This is a genomic window from Mechercharimyces mesophilus, from assembly GCF_059818345.1.
Genome location: NZ_JCBAPH010000002.1, coordinates 56,797 through 70,080, shown reverse-complemented (window position 1 = coordinate 70,080; position 13,284 = coordinate 56,797). Strand labels below are relative to the sequence as shown.

Genomic DNA, 13,284 nt, shown 5'->3' with positions numbered 1-13,284 from the left:
GGATTGGATGGTATGTCCAACTTGGAGCAGGAGCGTGTGTTTTACTTGGATCGTTTGGAACAATTGAAGGCTTTTGGTGATCCATTACGGAGTCGGATGTTGGTTCATTTGATTGAAAGACCACATACAGGGCAACAGCTAGCGACAAAATTAGAACAGTCTCGTTCTCGAATTCATTATCACTTAGGTGAGTTAGAGAAAAATGGATTGATCCGATTGGTACGAAAAGAAGAGAAGAAAGGGATTATGCAGAAATTTTACCAAGCAGTTGCTCTTCAATTCCATATTGCCGATCATTTACTGCCCCATCTAAAGGGAGGAGAAGAGACGAGAAGGCAGGTCCTTGTGGAGATTCTCAATCGTGCGAAACAGCGTGCGCTAACGGCACCCGATGAGTCTTTCGTGATCAGCGATACCAATGTAGAAGAATGGACGAGTTTATCCATGCAGGCAGAATACAAATTGCGTGAAGATCAATTTATCGATTGGGTGAAACGTTATCGAAAATTGGTAAGGGAACTACAGGCACTTCAAGATGAAGCCGGTGAAGAAGGAAAGTGGTACTACCTTAGCTCTGTTGGTTTTCAAATAGAAGAGATTTCAGCCATTTCGGGAGAAGAGGATGATGTGGATGACGATGACAGATAAGCGGGTGGACATTTCTTGAAATCTATCTAAATCAGTTTTAATATCTGGAAATCAGCTCACGTTCCATTTAGAGTGTAGAAGAGAAAAAGGAGGAAAATCAATGGGATTAGGCGTCGCACCCGCAGAAATACAACAAATAGATACTGCCTTGGAGAGGTCCCTCATAAAAAATAGGGAGTTCTTATTATTATGGATAGCGACAGTATTTTCTGGTTTATCGTTTTCCATGTATCTCGTCACAGAGGAATGGTATGTGATTAAGGCACTGGGACTTCCTACTGCATTAGGGATGGTGATGGTGGCAACGACCGTTCCACGCCTACTGTTAATTATAGTAGGTGGAGTGAGTGCCGATCGTTTTCGTCGCTCGCGAATCATGGCGCTTTCGGATGGTTCACGTGCCATTTTACTTGTGGTGATGGTTGGGATGCTTGTCAGCCAGCAATTAAATATCTGGGCGGTCATTCTTTTTGCGCTCTGTTTCGGTGTGCTGGATGCTTTCTTCTGGCCGGCTCAACAATCCTTTTTACCACAGATTGTAGCGAAAGAGCAGTTGATGCGAGCCAATTCCGTGATGCAGATGACGAAACAGTGTACGTTGGTTTTGGGCTTATTGATGGGTGGCTTCCTCATTTCTTTTGTGGGGTATGAAGGGACCTTTTCATCCATTGCTATTTTACTCTTCTTGGCTAGTATCGCGGTCTTGCTCATAAGAGAACGCAAAGAGAAAGAAAAAGTAAAAAAGGATCGCCAATCGATGCTACAGGATTTGCAGGAAGGATTAAGCTATGTGCGTTCTTCCCCCATTCTTCCCTTTTTTATGGGAGTCAGCATGGTGGTCAACTTCTTCTATATGGGTGCCCTTGCCGTATCTGTCCCACTGATTACGGAGTTGTTCCTTCATGGGGATTCGCTTGACTTAAGTTATATGCATAGTGCCTATGTTGGAGGGATGGTATTGGGAGCCATAGGGGTTGGCTGGTTAAATATTAGGAAAAAGCGTGGTTTGCTTTCGATACTATTTGTCGTGTTAGCTGGAATTTGGATGATGTTGTTAAGCCAGATTGGTGAACTGTGGGAAGGACTTCCTCTTCTATTTATTATGGGGATAACCTTTTCTTTTCTTGACATTCCAGTTATGAGTTTAATTATGGAAAAGACAGAACAAGAGAAGATTGGACGTGTGATGGGGGTACTCATGGTCGCCGCTGGTGGTTTAAAGCCGTTGGTATTCGCTATTATTCCCAGTTTACTTCAAGTGGGGGTATCATTGGCGTGGATTCTTGCTCTATGTGGAGGAGCGACGCTCTTATTTGCACTTTTTATTATAACTTCTAAATGGCGATGGCTAGGTGAGTTGGATTAGTAAAGGGGATAGAGCAAATTCCTCTCATTCCAGCTCCTGCTGAAACATCGAGGAGTTAGCAGGAAATTTCTCTACCTGACGTAAAAATCCTATTTTTAGAAGTGGGGCTTCCTCAGAAAGATCAAGACCGCTTTGCATGATGGAAATAAAAAGATCAGTCCGTAGATGGAGAAAAACCCCACCTCTCGAGAGTGGAAGAGCGATCATTCCTTAGCTAAGATGGAACATAGTTGAATAAAATCCCATTGAGAGAGGAGTATGTCCAAATGGCAGTTGGTGTAGCACAAGCAAACAATCCAGATGTTCGTGTGGACAAACCATTAATAAAAAACAAATCTTTTTTGTTGTTGTGGGTGGCAACGATCTTTTCTAGTTTTTCGGTCTCTATGTATTTGGTGTCAGAAGAGTGGTATGTGGTGAAGGCATTGGGACTTCATGCTTCATTGGCTATGGTTATGATCGCTACTACGATTCCTCGTCTCATTTTAATGATGGTAGGAGGAGTGATTGCTGATCGTTTTCGTCGTTCCACTGTGATGGCCGTCTCGGATGGTACGCGAGCTGTATTAATTATAGCGATGGTGTCTCTTCTTTTGGTTGATCAATTAAATATCTGGGTGTTGACGATATTCGCTCTGGGATTCGGAGTGTTAGATGCGTTCTTCTGGCCAGCGCAAAGCTCCATTTTGCCACAAATTGTTGCTACGGAGCAATTAACTCGCGCCAACTCGATTATGCAGATGACAATGAAAAGCTGTATGATGATTGGCCCAATAGGTGCTGGTCTCATTATTCAGTACTTTGACTATGAAGGTTCATTTGCTACGATTGCCCTTTTATTGATGATTGCTGGACTAGCTGTCTTGTTTGTAAAAGAAGGAGCGAAAAAGGAAGAAGAGGGCCAAGGACAAAAGGAAGGAGAATCTGTTCTTAAGGATTTAAAAGCAGGATATTCTTATGTGAGGAATTCATCTTATCTTTTGACACTCATGGGTATTAGTATGGTGATCAACTTCTTTTTCTCTGGCGCGATGGTTATGGGAATTCCGTTGATGGTAGATATCTATTTTGCAGGGGATGCGCTCGATCTGAGTTATATGGAGAGTGCGTTTGCAGCAGGAATGCTACTGGGTGCGCTCGGCGTGGGATGGTTTAATATTCGCAGAAAACGTGGGAGACTCGCATTAGGACTAGCGGTTACGGTTGGGATTTGGATGATCTGCTTGAGTCAGGTGGATCAATTGTGGCAAGGGGTTGTTCTTCTCTTCATCATGGGGGGGACGCTTGCGTTTTTGGATATTCCTGTTATGAGTTTTATTATGGAGAAAACGGATTCGGATAAGATCGGCCGTGTGATGGGCATTCTCGTCACTGCGTCAATGGGTTTGCAACCATTGTCTTTTGTCCTGCTGTCTCTTCTTTTGTGGATGAAGGTTCCACTTGTTTGGATTCTGATGATCTGCGGGGCAGCTGTACTCTTATTTAGTCTGTCTGTGCTCGTGTTTAGGCGAGATTTAGTGCGTGAAATTGATTGAAAAAGGAAGTCACGCTATGCACACAAAGGGTGCACAAGTCTCGCTATGTCGCTTTGCACCTAGTCTCGCTATGAATTCATTCTCCCTTTTTGATGCAGGTTAAGGAGAAGGGGGGATGGGGATGCCGTTTTTATTGATGGCTGTGATCTTTTGGGGACTAGGTTGGGCGGTTATCGATAAGAGGAGATGGCGAGTCGGTTATTCTACTGCGCTATTTGGTGCGCTCGTCTCTTTTTGTCTAGATGCCACTTTTGTAACAGCTGGTTTTTGGCACTACGTAGATCCACTGCTCCCCGATTTGTGGCCCAATATTTTGTTGAATATTAGTCTGTATCCAGTGGGTGTGTGGATCTTTAATCAGCAATATCCATACCGCAGAAACTGGCAATGGCTATGGGTTATCGGTGGGGTGGCAGGGTTGGATTGGATGGAGTGGGTTCTTTATCTACAAGGCCGCATCTACTATGATTATGGCTGGAATATTGGATATTCCACCCTAGCCAATATTGCTTTGTTGGTCCTCATGCGCATTCATTTTTTATGGGCGGAAAAGCCACTCCATGGGAAAGGGGTTACCTGATGAAAAATGGACCGAGCATTTCCAACACGGGAAATACTCAGCCCATTGGGTCAGGTACTATTGAACTTTGACCGTTACGAAGAAAATGATGACGAGCAAGACGAGCATGGAAATGTTTAAGAACATGGCATAGCGGTTCATGCCTTGGTCTACTGACTTCGTATCGGCTGTGGCTTTCTTTAATAAGCTTTTTCCATAGAAAGTAAAGAAGAGGATGTATGCGAGAATGGCGATACTAGCAAAACGCTCTTTTACGAGTAGCCACAAAGGTTTTGGATCCAATCCTATGGAAAAATAAAGAATAAACCCGGTGATTAACGCAACAGCCGCACTAGGGATGAGCATCGTTAGATTCACGCGGTGAATGGCTTGCAATGATTCTAGTTTCTGTTCTTGTGAGTGACTACCCTTTAGGGCTTTCCGTAACCAAATGGTCATCATGGACAAGCCACCGAACCAGGTAGCAACGAAGACAACATGAAAGAAAAGTGTAATTTTATATCCCCAATCCATTATCATCGAAACTCCTTTTGCTGTAGACTACCCGATCATTATATCATAGGCAGCTAGAGTGGCGGGGTCACTCTGTTTCCTTTTTCCTCCATGGGCACCCTTGAAATGGTCGCTTTCGGTCCACTGTTGAAAAGCTTCTTTGTTCTCAAAAGTGGTCTCAGCAATAAAATGAGACCCATCGGTTGCTTTGAGTAGTCGGAAAGAGACAAAACCGGGTACCTCTTTCATCGAGGTATTTGCTTGTCCAAAGCGTTCAACAAGGTGATTTGCTTGTTCTTCTGAAGTGATGGCTATTTTGTTGTTAACTAGGTACATGAATCGTATCCTCCTTCGCTTGTATAGACCTTCGTGATAGGAGTAGTCGGTTCCCCCTGTTAGGATCCAATGATCGGGAAATTGTCACATCTATTATGGTTGATGGGGAAGTGAAGCTTCAGATATTATTTGCACATTTTTATGGACCCTCTTCTGCTATGGCATCGGCCTTCGTTTCATGTACGGTACCAAAGGAATGCTCTGGAGGTGCATAAATGGCATAAAGTTTTAGTGGCTGCTCCCCCGTGTTGGTGACATTGTGCCAGGTTCCTGCAGGAACCATAATGGCGTAATCATCAAAGGCTGCCTTGCTGTAATCCAACTGATCTTTTCTTTTTCCCATTTGGACCAACCCTTGCCCCGATTCAATACGTATGAACTGGTCCACGTTGGGGTGTACTTCCAATCCGATATCATCCCCAACATCAATGCTCATAAGTGTGACTTGCAAGTGCTCCCCTGTCCATAAAGCAGTACGATACGTGTTATTTCTTTTGGTTGCTTGGTTGATATCGATGACAAATGGTTGGTTTCCGTAATCTCTTAACTTCGTATACCCCTCTTGCTCTAATGCCAAATAACAACATTGGCTAGCATGATAGGCTTCGTGCTGACAAGCTCTGGAGAATACAGAGCCAGTGGGGGAATACGGGGTGAGGAAATAACCATGACGAAATTCTTTGAAATTATTTGTGGCTAACTGGTATGCTTTTTGCAATCCCTCTTGATACGTTTTAAATGGAATTTCATCGATTTCGTACGCGGGCTGTTTTCGGGTAAGTGTGACGTACATTCTAGCAAATTGATTGAGGTCTGTCTTTTTGGCTTCTAATGCTTGTAGCATATCCGTCCGATGCTTTTGATTAGGTGCAAGCTTGCTTAATCGGTGGTATACCTGAATCATGGTTGCATTTCTTTTTACTCCAGCGAGTAGGGTATCCGCCACTTGATATTGGCCTTGATGGTTCTGAATCATCCTATCAGAGTATGGTTGGGACTGGTTTACATACGGAGGAAATGGATAAGGGTTCATTCTTTCGTACAATCTACTCATTCCCTTCTCACATTACATTTTAAGGATCGCAACGAATACCGTATGCCTATGATAAACGACACAAAAATATGCCGATGAACCTATTGTTATTTGGAGAAGAAATGAAGTTATATAAGAGTAACCGCGGGTAATCTGGGGTTGCGAGGATTGGTTGTTTTATTTACAGGAGAAGGGATAGTCACCTATTTAAGTAACCAAATAACGGGGAGGAGCAAAGCAAAACCCGTTAACACTAGAGCGAGCAATAGCGAGTGCGTTGCTTGTTTCTTTTGTAAGGGGATTTCTCGAAAGTGGACCACGCCAGGAAGAGAGTGATTGGAGCAGTCAGGTACAACGAGATGGACGCGTACATTTTTATTAACCTGTGACTGGATACGAACCTCGTAACGGATTTGTGTAGAGGTGAAGGGAATGGTCCACGACTCTCTGCTATGAGGCGCCAGACTAGCTTGTTGGACATGAGAGGGTGGCGCTTGTGGCTGGTCATCTGACCAGTCGAAAGCTTCAATGGTGACTGGGATCTCACAATCGTGAGGATTCTCTACCTTGACGATGACTTTGGTATAAGGAGGGCAGTCTAAGACACCCGTGCTATATGACGTGAGGGGTTTACGCTTAAAGGGCGGGTAGGGAGTCGCCTCCTTCTTTATTTTGCGTATGAGAGGAGGTTGATCTAGTGTGTTAGAGAGGGCGGAAGCTTCTCTCTTCTTTTTTCTGGCTGTATCCAAGTGAATAACCTTTGTATTGGATTTCACTTCTTTTTCAACCATGTATGTCCCACCTTGTCATGATGATGATTGTGTTTGCTAATAAAATAATGCTCTTATGTGTACCATACCCGAACCATGTTCAACCCATACTGTATTTCTATTAAAGCCATCACTTGGTGAAATAATATTTCGTGTATAAGGAGCAACTCACCTTTTGAAAAAGGGTGAAAGCTCAGCCTAAGATTGATTGGAAGATGGGCGAGCGGTTTCTCCTTGAGAGACTCTGAGCCGAGTGATCAGGAGGCGATAGGAGATGCCGCCGTCCATCAAACAAGCACCGAGAGAACATGGTGCTCTCAGGTAGTCCGCTTTCATCTGGGGAGTGTGGCACCAATCATGGGAGTTTTCTATATAAAGGTCAAAATATTAAAGGTCACAATAAGTTCTTCCTATATCCTTTCGCGTTATTCATCGAAAAGACCTGCGCATTTCGGTTATACTTGAAGGAAGAATGATTTTGAGCGAACTTAAAGAAGAGTCACCGTTGGAAGGAGAGAAGAAAGCTGACAAATAAAATGATTGTCGTCAATGAGTTGATGAAACGATATGGCAAGGAAGAAGTCGTCAAGGGAATTCAATTTGACGTACGTGCCGAAGAAGTATTTGGTTTACTCGGTCCGAATGGAGCGGGAAAAACAACTACCATGGAGATGATGGAAGGCCTCAGGAAGCCAGATGGAGGACAGATTCAGATTGCTGGTGTGGACGCAGTGAAGTATCCCAAGCAGGTGAAAGAGCTCATCGGTGTTCAGCTACAATCAACAGCACTTTTTGATCATTTAACGGTAAAGGAAATCCTCTCGTTGTATGCCAGTTTTTATACTCATGCGCGTGCGATAGAAGATTTACTGAAAGCTTTTCAGCTAGAAGAAAAGGCGAAGTCATTGGTGAAGCACTTATCTGGTGGGCAACGGCAACGATTGGCTATTGCATTAGCCGTTGTTCATGATCCCAAGGTCATTTTCCTAGATGAGCCGACCACTGGTTTAGACCCTAAAGCAAGAAGGGATTTATGGGAGATTGTCCTTCAATTGAAGGCAGAGGGACGAACCATTTTCTTATCTACACATTATATGGAAGAAGCGGAGAAGTTATGCGACCGCGTGGCCATTATGGATCAAGGGAAAGTGATGGCGATTGATACACCGGTTGGTCTGATTCGTAGCCTTGCTTCTGATAGTGTAATTGAATTTGAGATGCCATCGGACCCCTCCTTCCTTTCTTTCCATGAGGTTGAGGGCGTGAAAGAAGTACAGTATTCGGAGGAGGGTGTGGTGAAGCTCTCCACTGACACCTTACCGCAGACATTGCGCGATTTGATTGTGTTGGCAGATAAACATGATCTATCTCTATCAGGATTACGTACAAGAAGTGCAACATTAGAAGATGTCTTTCTAGAGCGCACAGGAAAGAGGTTGACAGCAGAATGAAATCATACTGGCAGCTAACCAAAGTCCAATTGCTCTTGTTTATTCGCAATAAAAATACGATCATCTTTTCATTAATCCTCCCCATCTTTATGATCTTGGCGTTAGGGACCCTGTTGGGAGGAAATGAAGGCGGAACGCCTTTCTCCTTGAAGGCGGTCGTATATGATCAAGATGGAACGAAGGCTTCTGAAGACTTCCGCACGCATCTAAAAGAGCGAGAAGGCTTTGATTGGGTGAAGATGGATAGTGATGAAGTGGATGCAGGGATACGTTCCTTAGAAGAAGGTAATGTCGATATAGTGATCGTGATTCCATCGGGATTTGCTGACCAATTAGAGCAAAAAGTCTCTTCTTCAGAGTCATCAGTCCTTCTCTATCTGGATGAGAGCAATCAAACATTGGCAGAGGTAGCTTCTACATTGGTTGAACAGGCGGTAGATGAAGAGAATAAAGAAGCCTTGGATTATACGCCCTTAATTAAAATGGAACAACAAGGGGTTCATTCAAAAGAGCTTACATATATCGATTTTCTCGTCCCTGGTATTTTGTCTTTGTTGATTATGACCAATAACTTAAATGGCGTAGCGGCAACCATCGCCTCTTGGCGGGAGCGAGGAATCTTACGTAGGATGCAGGGGACACCGCTATCTAGTGCAACCTTTATTGCTGCACAGATTACTGCTCGTATCCTTTTAAACGGATTGCAAGCCATCATTGTGGTTCTGGTGGCGACGCTTGTCTTCGGAGTGCATGTTTATGGTTCCTGGGCACTTTTGCTACTCTTTATCGTCCTCGGAACGCTTACCTTCTTATCAATTGGGTTTATTATCGCCAGTCTAGCGAAAACGCCAGAGAGCGCAGCGCCAATTGCTGGTTTGGTATCCTTTCCGATGATTTTTGTCGGCGGTATTTTCTTCCCAGTACGCGATCTACCAGGCTTCTTACAACCTTTGGTTAAGGCTATCCCGATTGGCTACTTAACAGATGCGTTGCGGGGTGTGATGAATACAGGTGCGACGCTGATCGATCTGTGGTTACCCGCAGTTGTGCTAACGGCCTGGTTGGTGGTTTCTTTCGCGATTGCCGCATGGACCTTCCGCTGGGATGTGGAATAAGGGAAAGCAGGAAGTGAAGAAATGATACAACTTAGCTTCTTCACTCCCCTGTGTTCATCGTGAGATAAACGATCAAGTTTGCAGAGGATAAGATCGGGTGGCTTCACTTGCGTCGCTCCCAATGTAGCTGGTTTCAGGTTTTTTGGACGGAGGGAATGGCATGATTATTGGCATCGGGACAGATTTGGTAGAGATCGCTCGTATTCGGCAAATAGGGGTAGAACGTTTAATGAAACGTATTCTTACCGACAAGGAGATTGAGAACCTCCCACCATATGAGCGCAGGCGACTGGAGATGGTAGCGGGGCGATTTGCTGCTAAAGAAGCAGTTGCTAAAGCGGCAGGAACGGGAATCGGGAGTGACCTTGGCTTTAAAGATATTGAGATTTTCAAGGATGGACGGGGCTGTCCGTTTATTCGTTTGTCAGAGCGCTCTCAAGAGAGATTAGGCTGGAGAGCTGATGTTTGTCTTCACCTCTCTATTTCTCACTCTGAATCCTATGCGACGGCTACCGTAGTGGCGGAACGTGCTGAAAAGTAGGGCCGTCTTCGAGGAAAGGATGCCTTACTCATAGAGCCTGTCAGTCTTGTCTGCATAACCTTGGATCGTCACACATATAGTTATAACGCGGTTAGGAGGGACAAAGGTGTATCTAGTTACCGCACAGGAAATGCGCGCGATAGATCAGTGCAGTATAGAGAGGTATTCTATACCCAGTGTTGTCCTTATGGAGCATGCTGGACTGGCAGTTGCTAATGAAGTAGAACGACGCTATGGAAAGGGTCAGCGAGTACTGGTTCTGGCTGGTGTTGGCAACAACGGTGGTGATGGATTGGTTACTGCGAGGCATTTGGCACATAGAGGGTGGAAGGTAGATATCTGGATTGTGGGTTTATTGGAAAAAATGAGCACCGACACAGCTACCTTTTTTGCTTCTTGTCAAGCGCTTGCGTTACCGATCAATGTGTACGATGAAAGCAAGCATTCAGCTTTTAAGAGTGCACTTCAAGCTGCTGACGGGATTGTTGACGCTCTTCTTGGCACGGGTTTGAAAGGAAAAGTCCGCTCTCCACTTGCTAAAGTGATAGAAGAGGTGAATACCCAGCGCATGAGTTGGGTGGTCGCTGTTGACCTCCCAACGGGTGTGGATGCAGATCAAGGCACATTGTTGCCTATATGCATCGAGGCGGATGTAACGGTAACCTTTGCATTCCCAAAATGGGCGCACTACCTATTGCCAGCTGTTGCTGCTTGTGGTGAGGTGATCGTAGCCGACATCGGTATTCCTGTAGAAGCAACCCATGATTGTTCTCCCCAAACGGTTGTGAATCAGCCATCTTTATGGCAGGATATGCTTTCTCCTCGGGGACGCTGGTCTCACAAGGGGACGCATGGTCACCTCTTGATAGTAGGAGGAGCCCGTGGAATGTTGGGCGCGTCAGAATTGGCGACAATCGGGGCATTGCGAGCAGGAGTGGGCAAAGTAACCGCCGCTGTGCCGATGTCTCAAGCCCCATTGATGGCGACGAAAGCGACAGATGCCATGGTATGGGGATGGGAAGAAGAAACAGGCCATTTTGCCCAGTGCCCTAGCCCGGAGGAGTGGAAACAGCGAGGAGTGACAGCTATCGCAGTAGGGCCGGGATTGGGCCGGTTTCCGAATGAGGGGGAGTGGCTCAAGCGACTCATTCAAACTTCTTCTGTCCCGCTCTTGTTGGATGCAGATGCGCTCAATATATTGGCCACTGCACCTGAGATGTTACGGATGCGTCAACAGGAGATTGTCCTTACACCGCACCCAGGAGAGATGGCTCGCCTGCTTGATTGCTCTGTAGAGGAAGTAGAATCCTCTCGTTCGCAAGTGGCTCGCCACTTTGCGAGGCAATTTGGGGTGACGGTTGTGCTCAAAGGAGCCCATACAGTGGTTGCCTATCCTGATGGGAAGCAAGTAGTCAATGCGACGGGAAGTGCCGCTTTGGCTAAAGGAGGATCTGGGGATATTCTAACCGGTTTGATGGGGGCTCTGTTAGCTCGCTCGCTTCCTTTTAAGAAGGCTGTGGCGATGAGTGTTTATCTTCATGGTCGAACGGCCGAGCTTGCCACTGAACATCAATCTGCCCATAGTGTTATTGCTTCTGAGGTAATGAATCAGTTTGGTCTACTGCTCAAGCAACTGGAAACTGCCTACGCGCCTGCACCTGTTCCCTCGACACATTTCCTGGGAAATTGATAAAGGGGCTGATGAAGTGCGTCGGATTACATGGTGGCTAGCCATTTCAGTTTGTTTGATGGTGGGGCTAACCGGCTGTGGCCCGAAGAGCTCAGATGAAGTTGTCCATGATCTCTCTAAGCGATTAGAGCAAATGGAGAGCTATAAAAGCCGGGCCAAGATGGTTGTCTCTTCAGGAAACGAGCCTCAGGAATATGAGATAGAAGTGTGGTACCAGCAACCACATTTCTACCGGGTCTCGTTGCAAAATAAGAAAAAAGAGATTACACAGGTGTTGTTACGAAATGATGAGGGTGTTTATGTGATTACCCCTCATTTAGATAAAAGCTTTCGTTTCCAGAGCGATTGGCCAGATTCCAATGGTCAGATCTATCTATATCAAACGTTGATGCAAAGCATTGTAGACGATAGTGCACGTCAATTCGAGGCGGGTGCAGAGGATTATCAATTTGAAGTGGCAGCCAGCTTTAAACAACATCAATCATTTGAATCACAGAAGATTTGGATTAATAGAGATTTAAGTCCGCAAAAAGTTGAAGTATACGATGAAAACCACGAAGCACTTGTAACCGTTACTTTTGATTCCTTTGAAGAAAATGCTAAATTTGATGCGGATGCTTTTGATCTAGAGAGAAATCGCTCTGCTTTTGCTTTAAACCAAAATCCTGTGCTCGAAAAAGATTCAGAAGCGGTCTTTAATGTGACGACACCGGGTTATATTCCAGATGGCAGTGAATTGACAGGAGAAGACACGGTGGAGTCATTAAATGGGAAAACAGTCGTTATGCGATATCAAGGGGATCGCCCTTTTACTTTATCGCAAAGCCATCCGAATGCCGTACATACAAGTATGACGGCTAATGGCGCTCCTGTTGATCTCGGTTTTACCTATGGTGTGCTCTTGGAAATGGAAGATAAGAAACGGATGACGTGGACGTATGAAGGAACACAATTTGAATTAGTGGGTGATCTGCCTACGGTGGAAATGGAGAAGATTGCGAGGTCAGTGGCGTCGCAACCGGCGAAATAATGTTGATCACGAGTCCGCCTTCCTTTTGGGGGCGGATTTGCTCTTGGTATAGACGAGGAGGGATGATAATCAATTGCATGCGTTGATACAGTAGAGGAGTAAGAGAAGAAGGGTGTAGAAGATGACTCTTAGAGGAAAAATTAACAGGCGCAAATCTCTGTTCTTCCTTTGCAATCTCAGACGAAAGAGAGTATGATACCAGTGAGGACAAGTAGAAATGACTGGCGTTTTTAATAGAATGATTGATGAGGGGAAGGTAAGGAAGAAGCGATGAGTGATTCGGTTATTCGGGAAGAAACGACTTCTTTTACACTGCTTTTATATCGGAAAAGCCCGACCACCCGTTATGTAGAAATGGGACTTTTTTTGGTCGGTTTTTTGCTGTTGCTTCCTTTTTTCTCACTTCGCTCTACCCCATTTATCATGGCACTGCTTTCGTTGGCAGCAGTGTTGATGTTAGGGGTTCCTGCGATTTTCCGTTTTTTGTGGCGCCCGCAGTATACGCTTTTTGCGGATCGTTTAGATGTAAAGATGGGAAGAAAGATACAATCTTACTCCTTGGCTGACCTAGAGCGAACCTATGATTTGTCCCATATTTTTCGTAGCAAGACAAAGAAGAAAAAACTTTATCTTTTGGTCTCAGATGAATTTCTAGCAGATTTGAAAAGCCAATTGAAAAAGAAAAATAGGTGAGCGT

General features: G+C 45.0%; 14 protein-coding genes. 10 read left to right on the top strand and 4 right to left on the bottom strand.

Features of this window, described 5'->3' with window-relative positions; genetic code table 11:
* Positions 1–12 precede the first annotated feature (12 nt).
* The 4 genes from AC6RGY_RS08085 (at position 13) to AC6RGY_RS08070 (ending at position 4,129) form a co-directional block, all read left to right on the top strand.
* Positions 13–648 carry an ArsR/SmtB family transcription factor gene (locus tag AC6RGY_RS08085; protein ID WP_499861551.1) on the top strand — a complete coding sequence of 212 codons (636 nt, stop codon included), beginning with the start codon at positions 13–15 and terminating at the stop codon, positions 646–648.
* Between the two features lie 100 nt (positions 649–748).
* Positions 749–2,014, top strand: a complete 1,266-nt coding sequence (locus tag AC6RGY_RS08080; protein WP_499861548.1) for an MFS transporter — start codon at positions 749–751, stop codon at positions 2,012–2,014.
* A 266-nt stretch (positions 2,015–2,280) separates the two neighbouring features.
* Positions 2,281–3,549: an MFS transporter gene (locus AC6RGY_RS08075; RefSeq protein ID WP_499861545.1), complete on the top strand. Its 1,269-nt coding sequence runs from the start codon at positions 2,281–2,283 to the stop codon at positions 3,547–3,549.
* 115 nt (positions 3,550–3,664) lie between these two features.
* On the top strand, positions 3,665–4,129 hold the full coding sequence (locus AC6RGY_RS08070) for a CBO0543 family protein (RefSeq protein ID WP_499861544.1): 465 nt from the start codon (positions 3,665–3,667) through the stop codon (positions 4,127–4,129).
* Between the two features lie 57 nt (positions 4,130–4,186).
* Here AC6RGY_RS08070 and AC6RGY_RS08065 read toward each other — a convergent pair whose 3' ends face one another.
* From AC6RGY_RS08065 to AC6RGY_RS08050, 4 genes are all read right to left on the bottom strand, one after another.
* Positions 4,187–4,642, bottom strand: coding sequence for a hypothetical protein (locus AC6RGY_RS08065; RefSeq protein WP_499861543.1), 456 nt, complete (start codon positions 4,640–4,642; stop codon positions 4,187–4,189).
* A gap of 27 nt (positions 4,643–4,669) precedes the next feature.
* Positions 4,670–4,957 (bottom strand): antibiotic biosynthesis monooxygenase family protein, encoded by a 288-nt coding sequence (locus AC6RGY_RS08060; protein WP_499861542.1) that lies wholly within the window; start codon positions 4,955–4,957, stop codon positions 4,670–4,672.
* Positions 4,958–5,096: 139 nt separating this feature from the next.
* Positions 5,097–5,933 carry a cupin domain-containing protein gene (locus AC6RGY_RS08055; protein WP_499861541.1) on the bottom strand — a complete coding sequence of 279 codons (837 nt, stop codon included), beginning with the start codon at positions 5,931–5,933 and terminating at the stop codon, positions 5,097–5,099.
* A 260-nt stretch (positions 5,934–6,193) separates the two neighbouring features.
* Positions 6,194–6,781 carry a hypothetical protein gene (locus AC6RGY_RS08050; protein WP_499861540.1) on the bottom strand — a complete coding sequence of 196 codons (588 nt, stop codon included), beginning with the start codon at positions 6,779–6,781 and terminating at the stop codon, positions 6,194–6,196.
* A gap of 515 nt (positions 6,782–7,296) precedes the next feature.
* Between AC6RGY_RS08050 and AC6RGY_RS08045 the strand changes: the two genes are divergently transcribed.
* The 6 genes from AC6RGY_RS08045 to AC6RGY_RS08020 all read left to right on the top strand — a co-directional run bounded on the left by AC6RGY_RS08045 (position 7,297) and on the right by AC6RGY_RS08020 (position 13,280).
* Positions 7,297–8,211 carry an ABC transporter ATP-binding protein gene (locus AC6RGY_RS08045; RefSeq protein ID WP_499861539.1) on the top strand — a complete coding sequence of 305 codons (915 nt, stop codon included), beginning with the start codon at positions 7,297–7,299 and terminating at the stop codon, positions 8,209–8,211.
* Complete coding sequence (locus tag AC6RGY_RS08040; protein ID WP_499861538.1) at positions 8,208–9,326, top strand: ABC transporter permease; 1,119 nt, start codon at positions 8,208–8,210, stop codon at positions 9,324–9,326. The genes AC6RGY_RS08045 and AC6RGY_RS08040 overlap by 4 nt, the downstream gene beginning before the upstream one ends.
* A gap of 160 nt (positions 9,327–9,486) precedes the next feature.
* Positions 9,487–9,867 (top strand): holo-ACP synthase, encoded by a 381-nt coding sequence (gene acpS, locus AC6RGY_RS08035; RefSeq protein WP_499861537.1) that lies wholly within the window; start codon positions 9,487–9,489, stop codon positions 9,865–9,867.
* 106 nt (positions 9,868–9,973) lie between these two features.
* Complete coding sequence (locus tag AC6RGY_RS08030) at positions 9,974–11,557, top strand: NAD(P)H-hydrate dehydratase (RefSeq protein WP_499861536.1); 1,584 nt, start codon at positions 9,974–9,976, stop codon at positions 11,555–11,557.
* Positions 11,558–11,573: 16 nt separating this feature from the next.
* Positions 11,574–12,587, top strand: a complete 1,014-nt coding sequence (locus AC6RGY_RS08025; RefSeq protein ID WP_499861535.1) for an outer membrane lipoprotein-sorting protein — start codon at positions 11,574–11,576, stop codon at positions 12,585–12,587.
* 270 nt (positions 12,588–12,857) lie between these two features.
* The gene (locus tag AC6RGY_RS08020) at positions 12,858–13,280 is read left to right on the top strand and encodes a hypothetical protein (protein ID WP_499861534.1); all 423 of its coding nucleotides are present in this window, start codon (positions 12,858–12,860) and stop codon (positions 13,278–13,280) included.
* Positions 13,281–13,284 lie beyond the last annotated feature (4 nt).